21 protein-coding genes are annotated in these 21,460 nt (G+C 62.9%); 19 read left to right on the plus strand and 2 right to left on the minus strand.

What is annotated here, in order from left to right; genetic code table 11:
- From HGA39_06770 to HGA39_06785, 4 genes are all read left to right on the plus strand, one after another.
- Positions 1-88, plus strand: an 88-nt coding sequence (locus tag HGA39_06770; protein NTW29047.1) for an IS3 family transposase, incomplete at its 5' end; no start/stop codon positions are given.
- A gap of 226 nt (positions 89-314) precedes the next feature.
- Entirely contained in the window at positions 315-689 is a 375-nt protein-coding gene (locus HGA39_06775; GenBank protein ID NTW29048.1) for a DUF2089 domain-containing protein, read from the plus strand.
- Entirely contained in the window at positions 689-970 is a 282-nt protein-coding gene (locus HGA39_06780; GenBank protein ID NTW29049.1) for a hypothetical protein, read from the plus strand. The genes HGA39_06775 and HGA39_06780 overlap by 1 nt, the downstream gene beginning before the upstream one ends.
- Positions 971-985: 15 nt before the next feature.
- The gene (locus tag HGA39_06785; GenBank protein NTW29050.1) at positions 986-1,432 is read left to right on the plus strand and encodes a hypothetical protein; all 447 of its coding nucleotides are present in this window, start codon (positions 986-988) and stop codon (positions 1,430-1,432) included.
- A gap of 42 nt (positions 1,433-1,474) precedes the next feature.
- Here HGA39_06785 and HGA39_06790 read toward each other — a convergent pair whose 3' ends face one another.
- Positions 1,475-2,569: a hypothetical protein gene (locus tag HGA39_06790; protein NTW29051.1), complete on the minus strand. Its 1,095-nt coding sequence runs from the start codon at positions 2,567-2,569 to the stop codon at positions 1,475-1,477.
- Complete coding sequence (locus HGA39_06795) at positions 2,570-3,157, minus strand: RNA polymerase sigma factor (protein ID NTW29052.1); 588 nt, start codon at positions 3,155-3,157, stop codon at positions 2,570-2,572.
- Positions 3,158-3,216: 59 nt separating this feature from the next.
- On the opposite strand from HGA39_06795, the gene tgt reads away from it, so the two are divergent.
- From tgt to HGA39_06870, 15 genes are all read left to right on the plus strand, one after another.
- Positions 3,217-4,338 (plus strand): tRNA guanosine(34) transglycosylase Tgt, encoded by a 1,122-nt coding sequence (tgt, locus tag HGA39_06800; protein NTW29053.1) that lies wholly within the window; start codon positions 3,217-3,219, stop codon positions 4,336-4,338.
- Between the two features lie 68 nt (positions 4,339-4,406).
- Positions 4,407-4,748, plus strand: a complete 342-nt coding sequence (gene yajC, locus HGA39_06805; GenBank protein ID NTW29054.1) for a preprotein translocase subunit YajC — start codon at positions 4,407-4,409, stop codon at positions 4,746-4,748.
- A gap of 34 nt (positions 4,749-4,782) precedes the next feature.
- Positions 4,783-5,442, plus strand: a complete 660-nt coding sequence (locus HGA39_06810; GenBank protein NTW29055.1) for an HD domain-containing protein — start codon at positions 4,783-4,785, stop codon at positions 5,440-5,442.
- Between the two features lie 42 nt (positions 5,443-5,484).
- The gene (gene secD, locus HGA39_06815; protein NTW29056.1) at positions 5,485-6,864 is read left to right on the plus strand and encodes a protein translocase subunit SecD; all 1,380 of its coding nucleotides are present in this window, start codon (positions 5,485-5,487) and stop codon (positions 6,862-6,864) included.
- A complete protein-coding gene (gene secF / locus HGA39_06820) occupies positions 6,857-7,768 on the plus strand; it encodes a protein translocase subunit SecF (GenBank protein ID NTW29057.1) in 912 nt (303 codons plus the stop codon). The genes secD and secF overlap by 8 nt, the downstream gene beginning before the upstream one ends.
- Before the next feature lie 111 nt (positions 7,769-7,879).
- Positions 7,880-11,491 (plus strand): single-stranded-DNA-specific exonuclease RecJ, encoded by a 3,612-nt coding sequence (recJ, locus tag HGA39_06825; GenBank protein ID NTW29058.1) that lies wholly within the window; start codon positions 7,880-7,882, stop codon positions 11,489-11,491.
- A 107-nt stretch (positions 11,492-11,598) separates the two neighbouring features.
- Positions 11,599-13,821 carry a bifunctional (p)ppGpp synthetase/guanosine-3',5'-bis(diphosphate) 3'-pyrophosphohydrolase gene (locus HGA39_06830; GenBank protein NTW29059.1) on the plus strand — a complete coding sequence of 741 codons (2,223 nt, stop codon included), beginning with the start codon at positions 11,599-11,601 and terminating at the stop codon, positions 13,819-13,821.
- Positions 13,818-14,456, plus strand: coding sequence for an MBL fold metallo-hydrolase (locus HGA39_06835; protein NTW29060.1), 639 nt, complete (start codon positions 13,818-13,820; stop codon positions 14,454-14,456). Before HGA39_06830 ends, HGA39_06835 begins: the two co-directional genes overlap by 4 nt.
- Positions 14,457-14,570: 114 nt before the next feature.
- Positions 14,571-15,851 (plus strand): histidine--tRNA ligase, encoded by a 1,281-nt coding sequence (locus tag HGA39_06840; protein ID NTW29061.1) that lies wholly within the window; start codon positions 14,571-14,573, stop codon positions 15,849-15,851.
- Between the two features lie 70 nt (positions 15,852-15,921).
- Positions 15,922-17,670 (plus strand): aspartate--tRNA ligase, encoded by a 1,749-nt coding sequence (gene aspS, locus HGA39_06845; protein NTW29062.1) that lies wholly within the window; start codon positions 15,922-15,924, stop codon positions 17,668-17,670.
- A 280-nt stretch (positions 17,671-17,950) separates the two neighbouring features.
- Positions 17,951-18,511, plus strand: a complete 561-nt coding sequence (locus HGA39_06850) for a hypothetical protein (protein ID NTW29063.1) — start codon at positions 17,951-17,953, stop codon at positions 18,509-18,511.
- An 11-nt stretch (positions 18,512-18,522) separates the two neighbouring features.
- Positions 18,523-19,866 carry a replication-associated recombination protein A gene (locus HGA39_06855; protein ID NTW29064.1) on the plus strand — a complete coding sequence of 448 codons (1,344 nt, stop codon included), beginning with the start codon at positions 18,523-18,525 and terminating at the stop codon, positions 19,864-19,866.
- 42 nt (positions 19,867-19,908) lie between these two features.
- Positions 19,909-20,265: a hypothetical protein gene (locus HGA39_06860; GenBank protein NTW29065.1), complete on the plus strand. Its 357-nt coding sequence runs from the start codon at positions 19,909-19,911 to the stop codon at positions 20,263-20,265.
- Positions 20,266-20,286: 21 nt separating this feature from the next.
- Positions 20,287-20,685: an ATP-binding protein gene (locus HGA39_06865; protein ID NTW29066.1), complete on the plus strand. Its 399-nt coding sequence runs from the start codon at positions 20,287-20,289 to the stop codon at positions 20,683-20,685.
- Complete coding sequence (locus HGA39_06870; GenBank protein ID NTW29067.1) at positions 20,672-21,460, plus strand: RNA polymerase sigma factor SigF; 789 nt, start codon at positions 20,672-20,674, stop codon at positions 21,458-21,460. Before HGA39_06865 ends, HGA39_06870 begins: the two co-directional genes overlap by 14 nt.

A 21,460-nucleotide genomic window follows, 5' to 3' on the forward strand; every position in this document is an offset into this window, starting at 1 on the left:
CCGCTACTGGAACACCAAGAGGTACCAGCCGAAACTGAAAGGGCTGAGCCCGGAACAATTCCGGACCCAGTCCGTGGACGCCGCTTGAGACCCCTATTAAGCCGTCCAGCTTTTGGGGTCTAGTTCATAGATGCTGGCCCTTCGTTCATGCAATGGGGCCGTCTGGCCGAGTAATCGTCGTCAAGTGCGAGTATAAACTCTGATTTAAGAATATTAGTGCGCAATAATATTGATATTCTCAATATAGAACTTGATTGTCTAACACAAGTGTCCTACGATGTCTCTGAAGGAATGGACTTCAGGAGGTGGACGTAATGAGCAACGAGTGGCACGAACTGACGGATCTCACAGGAGACTGGTCGTTCATGATCACGAGCGTGCGGCTCGATAAGAGCGGTGTGGTGATCGAGGGCGAGTTCGAGTTGCCGCCTCTCGCTCGGCTGCGCTACGAAGACCAGGTGTTCGTGAGCGAGTTCGTCCGAAGCCACGGCTCGATCAAGGACATGGAGAAAGCGTTCGGCGTGAGCTATCCGACCGTCAAGAACCGCTTGAACCGCATCGCCGACCAGCTCAGTCTGGTCGAGGTGGCGGCCAAGGCGCCCGTGTTCGCGGGCGAAGAGGACGTGCTCGCGATGCTTGAGCGCGGCGAGATCTCGGCGGATGAGGCTGCGGAGAGGTTGAGGCGCTGATGCTTCCGCCGATGCTGCTCTACGTGCGCGTTGGCACACCGGAGCGGCCCAACCTCGGTATATGGCTGCCGCTGTTTCTGGTGTGGCTGGTACTTCTGCCCATCGTCGTACTCGCGCTGCTGCTTGCAATGGCGGCCGACGTGGTGCTGTTTGCTGTGGGTCGACCTTACCATCGATACACGCTGCTCCTGCTCGGCTGCTTTGAAGTGGTTGGAGCGATGCGGGGCACTGTGGTGCGAATCCATTCGAACGAGAACGTCGTCGATATCGACCTCGTGTAAGAGAAAGGGACGAAGATGAACGAGGACCGTGTTCGCATCCTGAACATGCTGGCCGAGGGAAAGATCAATGCCGAAGAAGCGGAGCGTCTGCTCGATGCGCTGGAGTCGCGCAAGGAAGAAAAGACGCTCTCCGAGCCCGCTGCGTCATTCATCAAGGGCGATCCGACGCCGGTGCTCAACGCACTGCCCAAGTACCTCCACGTGAAGGTGGACAGCGACGAGGGCGAGAAGGTCGATGTGAAGATCCCCCTCGCGCTCGTGCGCTCGGGCCTGAAGTTGACGTCGCTCATCCCGCCGCAGGCGATGGATCAGATCAATAGCCAGATGGCCGAGCAGGGAATGTCGATCGACTTCTCGAACTTCAAGCCGGAAGATATCGACGAGCTCATCGAGGCGCTGCGCGAGATGGAAGTCAACGTCGACGGCAAGAACGGCGAGAAGGTTCGCGTGTACTGCGAGTAGCCATCGGCCCCGCCACTCTCATGCCTTGAGACGATCGACCTGTCAGCGGATAGGCTCCCACCACGTCCAACCGGGATTGCCTGCGGCGGAATCGGTCGCAGGAGAGCCGGGAGCGATCGCTATGCCCAACGTGATCGTCGCCGAGGAGAGACGGAAGACCCTCACTCCGGAGTTGTCGGTTCCCACCAGCGCGAACGTTGGCGAGCCGTCGGGCGCTTGCGGGGGCTGGATCTGCGTAGGCAGCGCCGGCCACTGCCCGAAAGCCGGCAGTTCAGATGAGGTCAGCGCGTAGGTCAGCCCGCCGTAGGCGCGCGTCACTCGCGCGAACGCATAGAGCTGGTCCTTTTTGTCGGCGATGTAGATGTGTGAGGCGTCGGAGTCGCCGAAAACCGTGCGGCGGGTCGCAGACCCGGTTTCTCCAAGCGCGGTGGTTGTGAAGCCGACCTGCTTCAATGTGCCGCGGGCTACCGTCGCCTGCCCTGCATTCACATAGACGATCCCGTTGTATGTCACGGCCTGGGGTGGCGATGCTGCTTCCGTGACCCCTCCGGCAACGCTGGCGGCTGCACTCGCCGAGGACGGCACGGAAGGAGATGCGGCATCCTGCGAAGCGCCCTTCTCGGCGGATGTGGCACTCAGTGTGGAGCGCGACTGCTGACCCGACATCTGCCGCAGGCCTTCGACGCCGAGCACTCCGGCCGCCACGAGGAACACTGCCGCTGCCATTATCCACCCTGCGGCGGGCCTGCCGAGCCATGCCGGCACTCGGACGTGTTGCAGCCGCATGAGGAGAGAGGTGCGGCTCGGAAGACGTCGAGAGGCGGCCGAGTCGTCCTCGTCCGGTTCGGAGGGCTGCGGCGCGGGTGTGGTTTCCGGATCGGCTTGGGCTGCAGCCGCTTGCGCGTCAGCGTCCGCTTGCGCTGTCGCCTCAGCCCTCACCGCCGCCATCACCCGGTCCGCAAGATCGTCGGGCGCCGCCGGCACTGGGGAGTGGCGGATCACGAGCAACGTCCGGACGAACGCGCTGCATGCGGGGCATTCTCGGCAGTGCTCCTTGGCTTGGGCCAAGACAGCGTCTTCGACCGGCTCGCGATCGAGGGATGAGGAGATGACAGATTGAGCATCGAGGCAGTCCATCTACGTACCCCCTCCCGTTAGGGCGAGCGAAACGGTGAGTGCGCGGCGCGCACGAAACACGCGGGACTTCACGGTTCCTGCCGGGATGCCGAGTGCGACGCCGGCCTCGGCGTACGTCAGGCCGAACAGTGCGATGGCGGATAGGGCGTCTCGATCTTCCGATGGCAGTGCAGTCATCGCCTTCTCGACGGATACGGACAGCGCGACCTCATCGGCGAAGTCTCCGGGAGCGATTGCGGCGTCGAGCAGATCGGACGGCAACGGGCGGTGTTTGCCGGCGCGTATCTGATCAAGGCAGGTATTGCGCGTTATGCGGTAGAGCCACGTCGAGAAGCGGGCCCGTTCGTCAAAGGTCGCAAGCGACCGGTACACTTTGATCCACACCTCCTGCGTTACGTCGTCGGCGGCATGCGGATCGCCGAAGAAGCGCAGTGCATGCGCGAAGACGATGCGCGTGTTCGTGCGCACGAGCGTCTCAAATGCGGCGAGATCGCCGGCGCGAGCCGCGGCGAGCAGCGAGGCGTCATCGTCTGTCGGCTTGTCCCGCATGTCACCCCATAAGACGCGTCGGTAGGCACAATGGTTCACGCGATGCTTCAAGTGTACTAGGAAGCGCCTCGCACGGCACTTCGGATACAATCGCACGCATGAGACTCTTCGACTTCGAACTCCAGGCGCGCGACGCATCGACTTCTGCGCGAGCGGGACACTTTCATACCGCCCACGGCGTCATCGAAACGCCGGTCTTCATGCCGGTCGGTACCCGCGCGACGGTGAAGGGCGTGACGACGCCGCAGCTCCGCGATCTCGGCGCTCAGGTGTTGCTCGCGAACACGTACCATCTCTTCCTGCGCCCGGGCTCCGAGATCGTCCGTGACGCGGGCGGCCTGCACACGTTTATGAACTGGGACCGCGCGATCCTGACCGACTCCGGCGGCTTCCAGATCTTCTCGCTCGCCGACACGCTCAAGCTCTCTGACGACGGCGTCGAGTTCCGCTCCATTCTCGACGGCGCCAAGCACTTCTGGACGCCCGAAGACAACATGCGCGTCCAAGAAGACCTCGGCGCCGATATCGCCATGCAGCTCGACCAGTGCCCTCCATACCCTGCCGAGAAGGAGCTGGTCGCCACCGCTGTGCGCCGCTCGGCCGACTGGGCCGCGCGCTGCAAGGCTGCGCACACACGCGAGGACCAGGCGCTGTTCGGCATCGTGCAGGGAGGCGTGTTCGAGGACCTGCGGCTCGAGAGCGTGGAGCGCCTGGCCGAGCTCGACCTGCCGGGCTACGGCATCGGCGGGTATTCCGTCGGCGAGCCGCACGATCTCATGCTTGAGTCGCTCATGCCCGTGACTGCCGCGATGCCACGGAACAAGCCTCGTTACCTGATGGGCGTGGGAAACCCCACGACGATCCTTGAGGCGATCGGCCTTGGGGTCGACATGTTCGATTGCGTGCTCCCGACCCGTACGGCGCGTATGGGCACCGCGTTTTCCTCGGCAGGGAGGATGAATCTTCGCAACGCGCAGTATGCGGCGGACTTTACGCCGCTGGACCCGAAGTGCAGCTGCCCGACATGCACAGGGTATTCGCGCGCCTACCTGCGGCATCTGGTCACGCAGAAGGAGATGTTGGGCGCCATTCTGCTTTCCGTCCATAACCTGCATTTCCTGCTCGATCTGGTGACTCGCGCCAGGAATGCCATCATCGAGGGTAGATATGGTGAGTTCCTAGATGCATGGCGCCGGTCGCCGGGTGCCGACGACTACTGATTCTTTGGTATGATTGGCCGTCGGCCGCTCCGCGATGGATCGGCGCGCATATTGAAGGGTGGGCCCTCGTGTCGTATCAGCAGATCATCATCTACCTCGTGGTCATTGGCGCCTTCTACTTACTGCTCATCCGTCCACAGCAGCAGCGGGCAAAGCAGCAGACGCAGATGGTTTCGTCGCTGCAGCCCGGCGTTGAGATCGTCACGATAGGCGGCATCTACGGCACCATCGTCGCCGTTGGCGATACCCGCATTCGCGTTCGTGTGGCGGACGGTTCCGAGCTCGAGATCGCCAAGCGTGCCATCGGCTCGGTGGTACCTGCCGAGAAGACCGAGAACATCGCAGCCGAGCCCTTGGTCGCGGACTCCGACGACGAAGCTGCTGAGGACAAAGACGCACCGAATGCCTGATCTGCAGAATCCGCAGGATTCCGGCACCCTGCCGATTGTCACGCTTGAAGTCGTCCAGAAGGACGCAGAACTTCTGGCGTACATGCAGATGGGCGACGACTACCTCGGCGCCATCGGCTATACGGAGCATGGCATGCGTCACGCCGGTCTCACGGCGCACATCGCCGGCAACATACTGCGGCGCCTAGGTTACGACGACCGGGTGGCCGAGGTGGCCTCGATCGCGGGTTTCATGCACGACATCGGCAACTGTGTGTCGCGATCGAACCACTGGATATCCTCGGCGATGATCGCTCGAGCAGCCCTGACACGGCTTGGTATGGACTATGCTGAGATCGCGACCGTTATGAACGCGGTTGGTAATCACGAGGAGGACGCATCGGATCCTTCGACTGCGGCAGCTGCGGCGTGCGTCATCGCCGATAAGGCCGACGTGCACCAGACACGCGTGCGCAACGCCGACCCGGCAACGTACGACATTCACGACCGAGTCAATCACGCGGCCAAGCGAAGCTTCCTTCGTGTCGACTCGCCCAGCCGCGTGCTTACTCTCGAGGTCGAGATCGATACCACAGAGATACAGATCATCGACTATTTCCAGATCTTCCTGGAACGCATGCAGCTGTGCCGCAGGGCGGCTCAGGTCATCGACTCCGAGTTTTCGCTGGTGATCAACGGTACTAGGCTCGTCTAGACTGCTTTTTTGACGACGTACGAAGCAAGGAAGGTAGGGGGAATGAACCCGAGACAGCGCAACTATCTGTTGCTCGCGCTCGCCGCAATGCTGGTGATCGGGTCGTGGGTGCTGTTTATGCCTCCCGCGACCAAGATCACGCAAGGCCTCGACATCAAGGGTGGGCTGTCGGTAATTCTGAAGGCCACTCCCTCCCAGGGACAGACGTTGACCAACGCTGACATGGATCGCGCGATCGCGATCATCCAGAACCGGGTCAACAAGCTGGGCGCCTCGGAGGCGAGCATTCAGAAGCAGGGGAGCGACTCGATTCTGGTTCAGATGCCGGGTGTGAAGAACTCCACCACGGCTCTTCAGATCATCGGCGAGACCGGACGTCTGGAGTTCGTGGATGTCTCTTCGCTTCCGACAGCCACGCAGGCCGCCATTGCCGCATGGGTCGGCGTGGGCGCGCCGAGGGACAGCGCACCAGAGCTACCGGCTGGGTTGGCCTACACGCCGGTTCTTACGGGCGACGTCATCACGAATGCCACAGCCGGTCAGAACTCTCAGAACACCGGCCAGCTCTCCGTCACGCTGTCGATGAACTCGGCTGGTATGGAGAAATGGGGAGCCTATACGACCGCCAACATCGGAAAGCAAGTCGCCATCGTGTTGGACGGGGTCGTGCAGTCGGCACCTCAGATACAGAGCGCGATCGTCAGCGGCAACACGGAGATCACCGGTTCATTCACAGTTGACGAGGCTAAGTACCTCGCTACGGTGCTGCAGACGGGGTCGTTGCCGGTCAAGCTCGAGCCCGTGGATACCCGGGCTGTCGGGGCGACCTTGGGCCAGGACTCGCTTCGCCAAGGCGTCATCGCCGCGCTCGTGGGCCTGCTCATCGTGGCGGTGTACCTGCTGATCTTCTACCGCGGCATGGGTGCCGTATCGGTGCTGGGACTTCTTGTGTTCGCCTCGATGTTCCTCGGGCTGCTTGCAGCGATGTCCGCATTCAATCTCTTTGCGCTGTCACTGCCGGGTATCGCGGGTATCGTGTTGACGATCGGTCTTGCGGCCGACTCGTCGATTCTCATCAACGAGCGGTTCAGGGAAGAGATTTCGATGGGCAAGACGTACCGGTCGGCGGCGCTGTCGAGCACGCGTCACGCGATCGGAACCAGTGTTGACGCCGACTTGGTGACCTTCGTCTCGGCTCTTGCGCTCTTCGCGATTGCGATCGGACCCGTTCGGGGTTTCGCGCTCACACTGATGCTGGGAATTGCCTGCGACATCATCATGATGGTGATCTTCAGCCGTCCTCTGATCATCCTGCTTGCCGAGGGAGCACTGCGAAAGGCGCCTGCGTTCTGGGGGATTCCGAAGGAGACAACTCAGACTCGAGTCGGGGCTTCCGGAAAGCGAGGTGGTTCCGGTGCCTAAGTTCCACATTGATTTTCTGGGTAAGCGGCGGATCATGTACGGCGTTTCGATTGTCCTGATCATCGTGTCTATCGGGGCGCTCTCGCTTCGTGGGCTGAAGTTCGGTGTCGAGTTCCAGGGAGGTACCGTTGTCAGTGTTTCCAACTCCGGGGACGTCTCGACGGAACAGATGCGCCAGGCCTTCGAAGGCGTCGGCGTGAGTAATCCCGAGGTTCAGACGAGCACCGTTGGCGGAGTCAAAGGCTTCATCGTCAGAACCGCCGAGACCGACAACGTGAAGGCGTCTCAGGACGCATCGAAGGTGGCCGAGGTCACGAAGCTCTCCGGCAACGACTTCCAGGTCACGACGATCGGTCCCGGTTGGGGGGCCAGCGTCACCAGCAAGGCGCTCTTGGCGCTCGCGGTCTCGATCATGGCGATTCTGCTCTACGTGGCGCTTAGATTCGAATACAAGATGTCGGTCACTGCGGTATTGGCACTCGCGCATGACATTCTCATCACGCTGGGCATCTATGCCCTTGTGGGGCTAGAAGTATCACCGAACACCATTGCGGCACTTCTCACGATTCTGGGTTACTCGCTCTACGATACGATCGTCGTGTTCCACCGGATCAAAGAGAACTCGCACGGTCTGGTCAAAGAGTCCTTCATGAGTATGGCGAACAGGTCGATCAACCAAGTATTCATGCGCTCGATCAATACCACCGTAACGTCGCTGATACCGGTCGTCGTGCTCTTGCTCTTCGGCGGAGCCACGCTGAAGGACTTCGCTTTCGCGCTCACAATCGGGCTCTTCGCCGGCGCCTATTCCTCGATCGGCATTGCTGCCCCGATCTACGTGGTATGGAAAGAGCGGGAACCGAAGTTCGCGGCCTTGGCGAAGAAATACCTGAAGACTTCGTAGCCGCCGCTCGTGTTGCCAAACGATACGAACCGACCGGGACCGGCATTCACGTCTATCGTGTGTGTCGGTCCCGTCCGCTAGGATGGACATATGATGGAATCCTGTCCGCAGATGCCGTGGTTCGTCACGTCCGTTGACGCGGACGTGGTTGACGCTCTCTCGGCGCAAACGGGGCTTTCGGCGGTGACCGCTCGAGTGCTCGCTTCGCGCGGTATTTCGACGAAGGAAGAGGCTCGGCGTTTCCTTTCGCCCGATCTGGCGCGCGATTGGGCCGACCCTGAGGTGATCCCCGGTATGACCGAGGTCGCCGATCGGGTGGCGGCTGCCGTCCGTGCGGGGGAGCATATCGTCGTGTTCGGCGACTTCGACCTGGACGGCGTTTCGGCGTCGGCGGTAGCAGCTCGCGGGTTGCGCGCGATGGGTGCTGCTGTGAGCGCGATCGTTCCGCATCGGTTCCGCGAAGGATACGGCCTCTCGGAGGGGGCGATTGAACGGCTTGTGAGTCTGAGGCCGTCCCTCGTGGTCACCGTTGACTGCGGTATCTCCTCGGCGGCGGAGGTCGCCGTGCTTGCCCGACACGGCATCGACGTGGTTATCACCGATCACCACGAGCCCGGCACCGGTATCCCGCTCGACGTGCCGGTAGCCGATCCGCGCATCGACGCCGCCGGTTGTCCGTCGCGCGATCTGGCCGGCGCTGGCGTGGCGCTTAAGCTCGTGCAGGCGGTTGGAGCGCGTCTCGGCTTTCCCGACGTGTGGCGCGAACTCGCCGACCTCGCAACACTCGGCACCGTGGCAGACGTCGTCCCCCTTCTCGCCGAGAACCGCGCGCTCGTGGCTGATGGCGTGGAGCGTATGCGTCGTGATCCGCGTGTCGCGATCGCCGCTCTTGCCGCCGTGAGCGGTGTGTCGCTGGAGGCGTTCTCGGCGGAAGCCGTGGGGTTCTCGCTCGCGCCGCGGCTCAACGCTGCCGGTCGCATGGCCGACCCGCAGCTGGCGCTCGATCTGCTGATGACGGACGATCCGGGGCGCGCGGAAGATCTCTCGCGCGAACTCGACGAGCTGAACCGCCTGCGCCAGAACACCGAAGCCGACCTTGCGGCGGCTGCGACCGCGCTGGCCGAGCGGACCTACCGCGGCGAGCGCGCGCTCGTTTTAGCGGGCGAGGGTTGGCACGAAGGCGTCAAAGGCATCGTCGCCTCGCGACTTACGGCTCTCTATCACGTGCCCACGTTGTTGCTGACCGTTGCCGATGGCGAGGCGCGAGGAAGTGGGCGCACCATCGGGCACGTCGATCTGTTCGCTGCGCTGACTTCGTGCGCCGACATTCTCACGCGTTTCGGCGGACACGCCGCGGCCGTGGGCTGCACCTTGTCGGCGGAAGACGTCGACGAGCTGCGTCGGCGCTTGGTAGCCCACTTTGACACGCTGCCAGCTTCACAGTTCGAAACCTCGATGCACGCAGACGCCGAGATGGAGCTTGGCGACGTGAGTGTTGAGCTCGCGGCGGAGTTTGATTTGCTCGCCCCATTCGGACATGCAAACCCGGTCCCGCTCATGGTGAGCCGCGGGGTCTTCATGAACGGCCGCCAGCGTGTGGGAAAGCTTGGCAACCACCTCAGGTTCACCGCCTTCGACGGTGCAGTGAGCGTGCCCGCAATCTCATTTCGATGTGCCGAGATCGACGATCTCGTCGACCAAGACGGTGCGGTCGACTTGGCGTATGAGATAACCGCCGATCAGTGGCGAGGCCGAAACCGTGTGCAGCTTCGCGTTCGCGATTTCGTCGTTCACGATGTCCCGGCGGATGCCCCGGCTCGCGAGCTGGTGGAGAGCCTCTTCGCGCAGGCCGATGCGATCCTGGCTCGCGAGGAGTACGCGAACATCGAGGACGCGGACGCCTTTCACACGAAACTTGCGGGGGTGACCTTCGAAGGCAGGCAGGATGTTCTCGGCCGGGTCGTGCCGGGGATCCCCCTGCGTCTCGTGCGTCAACCCGAAAATCAGTTTGACTCGAATGCTTGTGCGCTTTTTGATCCACATGGCGATCAAGTCGGGTTCCTCAACCGTCGGCTTGCCGCCGCATTGGCGGCCACAATCGACAAGGGTGTCGGCTACGACGTCGAGGTCACGGAAGTCACCGGTGGCGAGGAAGGCCGCTCGTTGGGAGTCAACGTGCTCGTCTCGCGCCGCGGGGCTGGCGGCGGGGCTGATGGTGAGGATGCCGTCGCCCAGAGGGCGTCACGCCGTGTGGAGCTGGCTGCGCTTCCTGCAGACGCTCTGGACCGGGAGCTCACAGAGCGCTTCATCGGCAATCGTAGTCTGCATGAGGCGCAGGTTCGCGCGCTTGCGCATTTGGCCGCCGGCGAGAACACGCTCGCGGTGATGGCGACAGGTCGCGGCAAGTCGCTGATCTTCCACCTCCACGCGGCGCGAACCGCGCTGCGCGATGGGCGCGCGAGCATCTTCATCTTTCCGCTGCGCGCACTGGTCGCCGATCAGGCGTACCACCTCGAAGAAGTGTTCGCCGAGGTCGGCCTCGTCGTCCGCACGGTGACCGGCGAGAGTTCGCAGGGCGAGCGCGACGAGGCGTTCTCGGCGCTGGCCGAAGGCAGTCTCAACGTTGTGCTCACGACACCGGAGTTCCTGGACCTGTATGCGGGGAGATTCGCCCAAGGCGGGCGTGTCGGCTTCGTGGTCGTCGACGAGGCGCATCACGTCGGCATGTCGCGTGCAGGGAACCGGCCGGCGTACGCGCGGCTCGGTCTTGCGCTGGAGACGCTCGGGAGCCCGGTGGTGCTTGCGGTCACGGCAACCGCCGATGACGCGACTGCCACCGCAATCCGCTCCACACTGCACATTACCGCGACCGTGCTGGACCCGACGGTGCGCGACAACCTCGTGATCGAGGATCGCCGCGGTATCGCCGACAAGGATGGTTACCTTCTGGTGCTCGCGGCTAGGCCCGAGAAGAGTGTCATCTACGTGAACTCACGCGATCAGTCGGTCAAGCTCGCACGCATGCTGCGCAAACGGGTGCCAAGCGTGGCGATGCGCACGGCGTTCTACAATGGCGGCCTCGCGCGATCGGTGCGCCACGCCGTCGAGCACGCGTTTCGCGCGGGCGAGGTGTCGCTGGTGATCGCGACCAGCGCGTTCGGCGAGGGCGTCAACATCCCCGATATCCGAAACGTTGTCTTGTACCACCTGCCGTTCAATAGTGTTGAGTTCAACCAGATGTCGGGCCGCGCCGGGCGCGACGGCGCCGTCGCGCGCGTGCACCTGCTGTTCGGTCAGAAGGATGCGCGCATCAACGAGACCATCCTGTCCTCCTTGGCTCCGGCGCGCGATGACATGGTGGCGCTGTATGTGGTTCTGCGCGATCTGGGCGCTGCCGAGGGTGCCGGCTTCGAGATTACCAATGCTGAGCTTGCCGAGCGCTGTCGGAAGACGCGCAAGGGCTTTGCGCTCGATGAGGGAGGTATTTCCTCGGCGCTGGGGATCTTCCGCGAGCTCGGGTTCGTGACCGGTGAGGGGCATGGGGCCTATCGGCGGCTCACGTTCGTGCCCGGCACGGCAAAGGTCGACCTCGAGTCGAGCGTCAGATATGCCGAGGGAAAGGACGAGGTCGAAGAGTTCGGCAACTTCAAGGCGTGGGTGCTTGGAGCACAGGCCGATGAGCTGCTCGCACGCTTCAACCGGCCGATCCTGCCGAGAGAGTAGACGTGCGTCGGTATCCTTGATGCTGTACTCGAGTCTGTGGGCACGTACAATACGATGATGAGCCAGCGCCTTTAAGGCGAACGGGATGCGTTTCTCGAAAGGATCCGATGTCGGCAACGCTCGAACAGATTGAGACAAAGGTCAAGGCATACAACCCTGCCGCAGACCTCACAGGGCTGGACAAGGCGTTTGCCTTCGCTACGCGAGCTCATGAAGGTCAGAGCCGCAAGAGCGGTGAACCTTTCATCGGACATCCCCTCGAAGTCACGCTTGTTCTCGCCGAGCTGCATATGGACACGACCACGCTCGTAGCTTCGCTTCTGCATGATGTCGTTGAGGACTCTGACGTTACACTCGAGGCAGTCCGCGACGAGTTTGGCAACGAAGTCGCAGAGCTCGTCGACGGCGTCACGAAGTTGGGCCGAATCGAGTTCGAATCGCTTTCCGAGGCGCAGAGCAACAACCTGCGCAAGATGCTCATAGCGATGGCGAAGGACATCCGCGTCATCATCATCAAGCTCGCTGACCGGCTGCACAACATGCGAACCCTAGCGGCGCTGCCCGAGGACCGCCGCATCGAGAAGGCGCGCGAGACCATCGAGATCTACGCGCCGCTCGCACACAGGCTCGGGATATCGAGTATCAAGTGGGAGCTTGAGGATCTCGCGTTCTACTACCTTGAGCCGCACAAGTTCCACCAGGTTTCGCGAATGGTGGCCGAGAGCCGCAAGGCCCGCGAGGACTACACGATCAAGGTCATCGGCCAGCTGACGGAGGAACTTGCCGCGATCGGGATCAAGGCGAAGATATCGGGGCGGCCCAAGCATCTCTACAGCGTCTATCAGAAGATGAGCCAGAAGGGCCGTGACTTCAACGAGATCTACGACCTCATCGCCCTGCGCGTGATCGTCGACTCGGTCAAGGATGTCTACGGGGCTCTCGGCACGGTTCACTCGATCTGGAAGCCGGTGCCCGGCCGCTTCAAAGACTACGTCGCGATGCCAAAATTCAACATGTACCAGTCCCTGCACACGACAGTCATAGGCCCGTCGGGCGCGCCGCTGGAGATACAGATCCGCTCGGAAGAGATGCACCGCATGGCCGAGTACGGCGTGGCGGCGCACTGGCGCTATAAGGAGGGCTCGCGAGGGGAGGACGCGTTCGATGAGCGTCTCGCATGGTTGCGTCAGATGCTCGAGTGGCAGACCGAGCTCAAAGACCCGCGCGAGTTCATGGAAGCTCTCAAGATCGACCTGTTCGAAGAGGAGGTCTTCGTCTTCACTCCTAAGGGCGACGTCATATCGCTCAAGCGCGGTTCAACCCCCATCGACTTCGCCTACATGATCCACACGGAGGTCGGGAACCATTGCGTGGGCGCGAAGGTCAACGGTTCGATCGTACCTCTCGGCTACGAACTGCAGATGGGCGACCGCGTCGACATCCTCACCAACAAGAATGCCAACCCTTCGCGCGACTGGCTCAACATCGTCAAGACCTCCTCGGCGCGATCGAAGATACGCAACCACCTAGCCAAGGCCACTCGTGAAGACGATCTCGTCCGCGGGCGTGACGAGCTCGCAAAGGTGATGCGCAAGCACGGTCTGGGAATCGGCAGCAAGACCGCCGAGAAGGCCGCGGACGCCGTTGCGGTCGAGCTGAACTTCACGGCCGCAGAGGACGTGTTCGCAGGAATCGGCGCCGGCAAGGTTTCGGCGCAGATGGTCGCGACCAAGCTCCTCAAGCTCATGGCCAAGGACGGTGAGGCCGAGAAGCCTGAGTCCAAGACGCCCGAGTTCACACTCGCCATGCCGATGACGCCGCCGCGCGGCAAGCGCACCAAACCTGCCGGCGGCGTGAAGGTCAAGGGCATCGACGACGTCCTTGTGCGCCTCGCGCGGTGCTGCACCCCGGTGCCCGGTGACGCGATCATCGGCTTCGTGACGCGCGGGCGCGGCCTGTCCGTCCACCGCCGCGACTGCCCCAACGCCGCCGAGCTCCTGAGCACGCCCGAGCGCATCATCGAAGTCGAATGGGACACCGGCACATCGACGACCTTCCAGGTCGAGATATTCGTCGAGGCGATGGATCGGCTACGTCTCCTGCAGGACGTCACCTCGGCCCTCGCCGAGCAGGGCGTCAACATCCTCTCGTCATCTACCACCACGCACCGCGACGGAACGGTGGACATGCGCTATCTGTTCGAGATCGGCGACCTGTCACGGCTGGACTCCGTATTGGGAGAGGTGCGCCGCACGGAAGGCGTATTCGAGGCGCGACGCATGCAGCCCGGAGAGGCGAGCCAGCGTAAGCGGGGAGGAGACCACAGATGAGAGTGGACCGCATCGTGCTCGGCCCGCTTGAGGCGAACTGTTGGGTTGTCTCCGACGACGCAGGCGGTCCTGCGTTAGTGATCGATCCGGCGGGGGACGCGGAGCGTGTACTCGAGGTACTCGACGGCCGTTCGGTAGCCGCAATCGTGCTCACGCACGGGCATTTCGACCACCTCGGCGGTGTCGAGGCGCTGATTGCGGCGACTGGCGCTGCGCTCATGGTGCATGAGCTCGATGCAGTGGACAGCATGTCGTCTCAGAAGAACCTGGCTACGATGCTCGGCTACCACTGTGTCGCCCCTGTCGCCGATAGACTCCTCTGTGAGGGGGACTCCATCGCTGCAGGTGAACTTCTGTTCACCGTGCTTCATACGCCAGGCCACACTCCTGGCGGGATTTGCCTCTTCGCCGAGGATCCGGCAGGGGGTGCGCCGCAGCTGTTCTCGGGCGATACGCTGTTCGCCGGCAGCGTCGGGCGTAGCGACTTTGGGGGCGGTGACGGACGCGCGCTGTCGCATTCGATCGCGGCGAAGCTTGCGCCGCTTCCTGGCGAGACGGTCGTGCATCCCGGTCACGGTCCGAACACCACCATCAGCCGCGAACGGCAGCTCAACCAGTTCTTCCCGAGGGCTTAGGCGTATCCCGAACTGGTGTCCCGCGGTTTCTGCCACGCCGTCCCATGCTATAGTCATCACCTGCAGATCCGCTTTTCGACGAGGGGTTCAAGAGAAACCGCCATGGCTTCGCCGATCAATGCACGCGCACCCAAAGGCACCGCCGACATGCTCCCGCAGACCGCCAAAGTCTGGGAGCATTTGACGCGCACCGCCCAGGAACTGTTCGCCCGCTATGGCTACGAACCCATCTACACACCTGCATTCGAGCACACCGAGGTCTTCACGCGCGGTATCGGCGAGGCTACAGACATCGTCTCCAAGGAGATGTACACCTTCACCGACCGCTCTGAGCGCTCCCTGACACTGCGTCCCGAGAACACCGCCAGCGTGGTTCGCTCGGCGCTGGAGCACAGTCTTGCGGGGACGGGCAGCCCAGCGCTCAAGGTCTACTACGCCGGCCCGATGTTTCGCTACGAACGCCCACAGAAGGGCCGCATGCGGCAGTTCTGGCAGATCGGCGTCGAGCAGATCGGCTCGGCAGAGCCCACGGCGGACGCGGAAGTCATCGCACTGTTGTGGCGATTCTTCGAGGCTGTCGGCGTTCCGGTCGCGAACATGCGGCTTCTGCTCAACTCGATGGGCGATGAGAACTGCCGCCCGGCATACCGCGACAAGATCGCGGGCTTCATTCGCGATCACTCCGCCGACCTGTGCGAAGAGTGCAACCGCCGAGCCGACACCAACCCGTTGCGCGCATTCGACTGCAAGAATCCCGGGTGCGCGGCGATCATGGCCGAGGCACCCAAGCTGGTCGATGAGCTTTGCGATGACTGTCGCTCGCACTACGCGGCCGTCAAGCTGCTGCTGGATGGTCTCGGCATCCCGTACGTCGAGGACCCGTCGCTAGTGCGCGGCCTCGACTACTACACCCGCACCGTGTTCGAGGTGCAGGTCGATGCCGGGCTTGGCAGCCAGAACGCTATTGGCGGAGGCGGCCGATACGACCGCCTGATGCAGGAGTATGGCGGTCCGGCGACGCCTGGCCTCGGCTTCGCGCTTGGTTTCGAGCGCACGCTGCTTGCGTTGCAGGCCGCGGGTGTCGAGTCCGCGAGCCTCCCGCTCGCCGAGGTCTATGTCGCCAAGGTCGATGATTCCGTGACGGCTGCGGCGTTCGCGCTTGTCTCGGCGTTGCGCGATGCGGGTCTTGCCGCCGAGATGGACCATCAGGGGCGCTCGCTCAAGTCGCAGTTCAAGCAGGCGGACCGGCTCGGTGCGAAGTTCGTGGCGATTCTTGGCCCCGACGAGTTCGCGGCGGGCGAAGTGACGGTGCGTAACATGGGAACGAAGGAAGAGATACGCGTTTCGCTTGGGGACGTTGCCGGCACCGTCGGCGGGCTCCTCGAAGCACGTTAGTTCTCCAAGTGGCGCCGTGGCGCCCGTGAACCGGAAGGCCTGAAAAGCGATGTTCGACGCTCGATACTCAATGCGCTCTCACGTGTGCGGCTCTGTGACGGCGGCACTTGTCGGCAAAGAAGTCCGGATCTGCGGATGGGTGGCCAAGCGCCGCGACCACGGTGGGCTGATCTTCATCGACGTGCGCGATCGGAGTGGGATCGTGCAGTGCACGTTTGATCCCGAGGGCTCGCGCGAGGCGTTCATCGTCGCCGAGGCTGTGCGCCCCGAATGGGTCGTCGAGCTCAGTGGCGTTGTGCGCCGCCGTCCCGAGGGGACCGTGAATGCGAACATGCCGACGGGCGAGGTCGAGGTCGCGATCACCGGCGCTCGCGTGCTCAACCAGAGCGTGACGCCACCCTTCGAGATCGAGGCCGGCATAGACACGGACGAACTCACGCGCCTGAAGTGGCGTTATCTCGATATCCGCCGCCCCGAGGTCCTCTCGGCGCTGGTGTTACGCGATCGAGTGACGCAGAGATTCCGCAAGTCACTCGAGCACAAAGGCTTCATGGAGGTCGAGACGCCGATTCTGGGTCGCTCGACGCCGGAAGGCGCGCGCGATTTCATCGTGCCGAGCCGGCTTTCCCCGGGCAAGTTCTACGCGTTGCCGCAGTCGCCGCAGCTCTTCAAGCAGCTGCTGATGGTCGGCGGCATCGAGCGCTACTACCAGATAGCGCGCTGCTTCCGCGATGAGGACTTGCGCGCCGACCGCCAGCCCGAGTTCACGCAAGTCGACATCGAGATGTCGTTCGTCGGGCAGGAAGACGTCCTGGTGATGATGGAGGACACCATGCGCGACGTCATGGCCGAGGCCGGCGTCGACCTGCAGATACCGCTGCCGAGGATCACGTGGCATGAGTCGATAGAGCGCTACGGTTGCGACCGTCCGGACGTGCGCTTCGGCCTCGAGTTGGTTGACGTGTCGCCGGTGTTCTCGGCAAGCGAGTTCAAGGTGTTCGCGGGGGCGCTTTCCGGCGGGGGAGCGATCAAGGCGATCAACGCCAAGGGCGCGGGCGATTGGAGCCGCGGCAAGATCGACGCGCTCAATCAGGCCGCTATCGACGCGGGCGCCAAGGGTCTCGCGTGGGTCGCGTTCACGACCGGAGGCGACGTGAAGAGCCCGGTCGCGAAATTCTTCACCGAGGCCGAGATGACCGGACTGCGCGAGACGCTGGCCGTTGAGCCGGGCGATCTCGTGGTCATGGTCGCCGATGCGCGCAAGGTCGCAAACGACGTTCTCGGCGTGCTGCGGTTGAAGCTCGCCGATGAGCTCGGCATCGAGCGCAAGGGTTTTGCGACGCTGTGGGTGCTCGGCTTCCCGCTGTTCACGTGGGACGACGAGCTGGACCGCTGGGACGCGAGTCACAACCCCTTCATGCTCCCGTACGCCGAGCACGTCGACTCACTCGAGGAGTCGCCGGGTTCAGCGCTGGGCTACAGCTACGACCTCGTGATGAACGGCTACGAGATCGGCGGCGGCACGCTGCGTATTCCGAACTCCGAGCTGCAGATGCGCATCTTCAAGATCATCGGCCTGTCCCACGAGGAGGCCCGCGAGCAGTTCGGCTTCCTGCTCGACGCGCTCTCGTTCGGTGCACCCCCTCACGGCGGGATCGCGCTAGGCCTCGACCGACTGATCATGCTGCTCAACGGTTCGCACTCGATCCGCGATGTCATCGCCTTCCCGAAGACCTCCTCGGGCGGCGACCCGATGACGCTGGCGCCGGATGTGGTTTCGGCGAGGCAGCTCAAAGACGTGCGCCTGCGGGTCGACTAGCCACGGCCTTTCGCGACCGTTTGTCCGGTGTGATGTTGGCGCGCAACGCTGTGGGGTTTACACTAACGATAGGCTCCGCCTTGTTCGTGGCTTGGCGCATACGGTCGAACCAATACTTCTCTATCGGGAGCTTCATATCCTGAGGCGGGAAGGTATCCTTTCCTGATGGAAGGGAAGCTTCTTTTAGCCGATGTGCGAGCACCCACCTGCTAAGGCAGGTTCACCTTGTCAGGCCACGAACAAGACGAAGCAACCGGTATTCTTTGAGGGAGGACATCCGATGCGCAGACTCGTCGCCGTACTCGCCCTTGCGTCGTTGACGCTTGCGGTTGTCGGCTGCACCAGCACGCCGACGTCGACGGCCACCACACCTGCAGCGACCGCTGCGCCGGTCGTGACGGCATCCGCAACCCCCAAAATCTCGGGATCGGGTTCGATATTCGTGCCGCTCCCCAAGGGCGACTTCATCTCCGCCGACCTCCAGAAGTCACTGGATGCCAAGCATGCGGTGCTCATCTACTTCTACAACTCCAAGCAAGACACGAGCACTGAGAGCCGCAAGATCATCGATTCGGTTCTCGCCGCGAATGCCGGATTGGTCGATGTCGTCACCTACGACATCAGCAAGTATGCGACCTGGAGCGGTGGGGTCGTCACAATCGATCCGGCATACGCCAGCGACAAGGCCGCTGTTGCGGCGGTCGGTCTGACTCGAGCGCTTGGCGTGACGTTCATCCCCGCGACCATCGTGATCGACAAGCAGGGCTACGTGACCTACGCGCGAGAGGGTCTCATCGACCGCGAGTTCCTCACACGCGAGATCTTCCGCGCGGCTAAGTAGTAAGACGGCCTATGCGGTCGCTCTTCGATGAAGGGGCCGACGAGGCGCGGGCCAAAGCCGCACCGCTTGCGGCACGCATGCGCCCACGCACGCTCGACGAATTCGTTGGGCAGTCCGACGTCGTAGGCCCGGGCACTTGGCTGCGCCGCGCCATCGCCGAGGACACGCTGTCATCGGTCATTCTCTACGGTCCGGCGGGCACCGGGAAGACGTCGCTCGCCCGCATCATCGCTTCGGCGACCCACGCCCATTTCGAAGAGGTCTCGGCTGTGACCGCCGGTGTCGCCGAGTTGCGCAAGGCGATCGCGGAAGCCTCGGACCGCCTCGGCTTGCAGGAGCGGCGTACGATCCTGTTCATCGACGAGATCCACCGGTTCTCGAAGTCGCAGCAAGACGCGCTTCTGCACGCGGTCGAGGATCGCATCGTCATCATGGTGGGCGCCACCACCGAGAACCCCTTCTTCGAGGTCAACGCACCCTTGATCAGCCGATCGCGCGTGATCGTCTTAAATGTGCTCTTCGACGATGATGTGCGCGAGATCGTTCGCCGGGCGGTGATCGACGATCGCGGGCTGGCGGGCAAGGCGCGGCTGACGCCGGAAGCCGAAGACGCCATCGTCAATGAGGCCGGCGGAGACGCTCGTGTTGCGCTGACCACGCTCGAGCTGGCCGCGGGGGAGGCTCGCAACGCCACGGTAGGCGCGGACGGCGTTTGCGTCATCGGCATCGACGAGGTCCGCAAGACATCGTCTTCTCGGCTGCTGCCGTACGACAAGCGCGGCGACGTGCACTACGACGTGATCTCGGCGTTCATCAAGTCGATGCGGGGGAGCGATCCTGATGCCGCGGTCTACTGGCTCGCTCGCATGATCCACGGTGGCGAGGATCCCAAGTTCATCGCGCGGCGCATGATGATCTTCGCGTCTGAGGATGTGGGCAACGCCGAACCGCAGGCGCTCCTGATCGCTCACGCAGCATTCAAGGCCGCCGAGTCCATCGGCTGGCCCGAGGCACGCATCAACCTGGCTCAGGCCGCGGTGTACCTCGCGCTTGCCCCGAAGAGCAACGTGGCTTGTGTTGCGATTGACGCCGCGCTCGCCGAGATCCGCAAAGGTCCAGCTCAGGGCGTGCCCAACCATCTTCGTGACCGTCATCGGCCGGGCGCCGAGGGGTACGGCCCCTACCGGTATCCGCATTCGTATCCGGATGCGATCGTGCAGCAGCGCTATCTTCCTGAAGGTCTGGAGCGGGGAGCCTTCTACACCTCTTCGCCGAGAGGCTGGGAGGCCGCTCGCTCGCGGGAGCTCGGCCGCTTGCGTGACGCTGATATCGCTCGCGATGAGCGCGACGTCTGATACACTGAAGTCCAATCTCGGAACTGATGTATCGGAGGCCGCATGGACCCCGTCAACATACTTCTCGGCATATTGCTCGTGGTAGCCACCGTCCTGTGCTGCTTTGCGATATGGGCTTTGACTCAAGTTGTTTCGACGGCACGGTCCGTGAAGACCCTCGCGGATGACATGGATGTCCGGCTTGTGCCGCTCCTCGACAAGGCCGACGTGACCGTTGATGCCCTAAACGCCGAGTTGCTCCGTGTCGACGGCATAGTCGGTCAGTTCGAGCAGATCGGCGACCGCGTGAGCGGGGCGTCTCGGGCGGTTCAGGAAGTCACCAGCGCTCCCGGCGAAATCGTGGGCGAGATCGCTGACCGCGTCAGGCATGCCTGGCGTTCCCGCAAGTCTCGGCCGTAGCAGACCCAAACGGAGGCTCACATGGCACATGACCGCGTCACTCTCACGGTTCCCGCGAAGAGTGAATACGCCAAGACCGTTCGTATGACGGCCGCCGCTCTGGTCGGCCACTTCGAGATGACGTACGACGAAGTTGACGACGTGCGCATGGCCGCCGACGAAGCGTTCGTATACGCAGCTGAAACTGTACCCGAGGGCGCGGACGTGAAGTTCGAGTTCACGCTCGGCGACGATTCGATCGCGATCGACGTATTGCTTGGCCGGGAGATTCCGGATGCGGACAATGGGGTCGAGCGCAGTGTGGCCTACGCCGTGTTCATCCTCGAAGCCGTCTGTGACAGCTACGAATTCGCGAGCGATGAGGCGGGCGCGCATCTGCGTATCGTGAAGCGGGTCGGGAACGCCGATGCCAACGACTAGGAGCGGTCCTGTCAAGCAGGTCCGCAGACTCTCTTGGGACAAGGCCTATACCAGGGAACTCTTCGGCAGGTTTCGCCTCAATGCGGACGAGGAGGCTCGTGACGAACTCGTCACGATGTACCTGAATCTGGTGAAGTATCTTGCCAGCCGTTTTCGCAACCGGGGCGAGCCGATGGACGACCTCGTCCAGGTCGGTACGATCGGCCTCATCAAGGCGATCGACCGCTTCGACCTCGACCGGCAACTCGAGTTCACAACGTACGCCACCCCAACGATCGTCGGCGAGATCAAACGTCACTTTCGCGACAAGGGCTGGGCTATCAAGGTTCCTCGGCGGCTCCAGGAGCTGTCGTTCAAGGTCAATCAGGCCGTAGACGCACTCACGCAGTCCCAGCAGCGCTCTCCAACCATCGCCGAGATCGCTGACTACCTTGGGGTGACCTCGGAAGAAGTGCTTGAGGCGATGGAGACCAGCGAGGCGTATAACTTCGTGTCGCTTGAGACGGATCGCAACGGCGAGGGTTCGGACTCCTTCAGCATCCTGGAATATGTGGGCAAGGACGATGCGTTGATGTCGGTCGTCGAGGACCGCACCACGTTGGCCGCCGCCTTCACCAAGCTCACACCGCAAGAGCAGCAGGTGCTTTACCTGAGATTTTTCCAGGGACTCACCCAGACCGAGATCGCCGAGAAACTCGACATCTCGCAAATGCAGGTTTCACGTCTGTTGCGGCGGACGCTCAAGGTCCTGCGCGAGAACATAGTGAAGGACTGA

It is taken from the genome of Coriobacteriia bacterium (assembly GCA_013336165.1).
Classification (GTDB): Bacteria; Actinomycetota; Coriobacteriia; order Anaerosomatales; family JAAXUF01; genus JAAXUF01.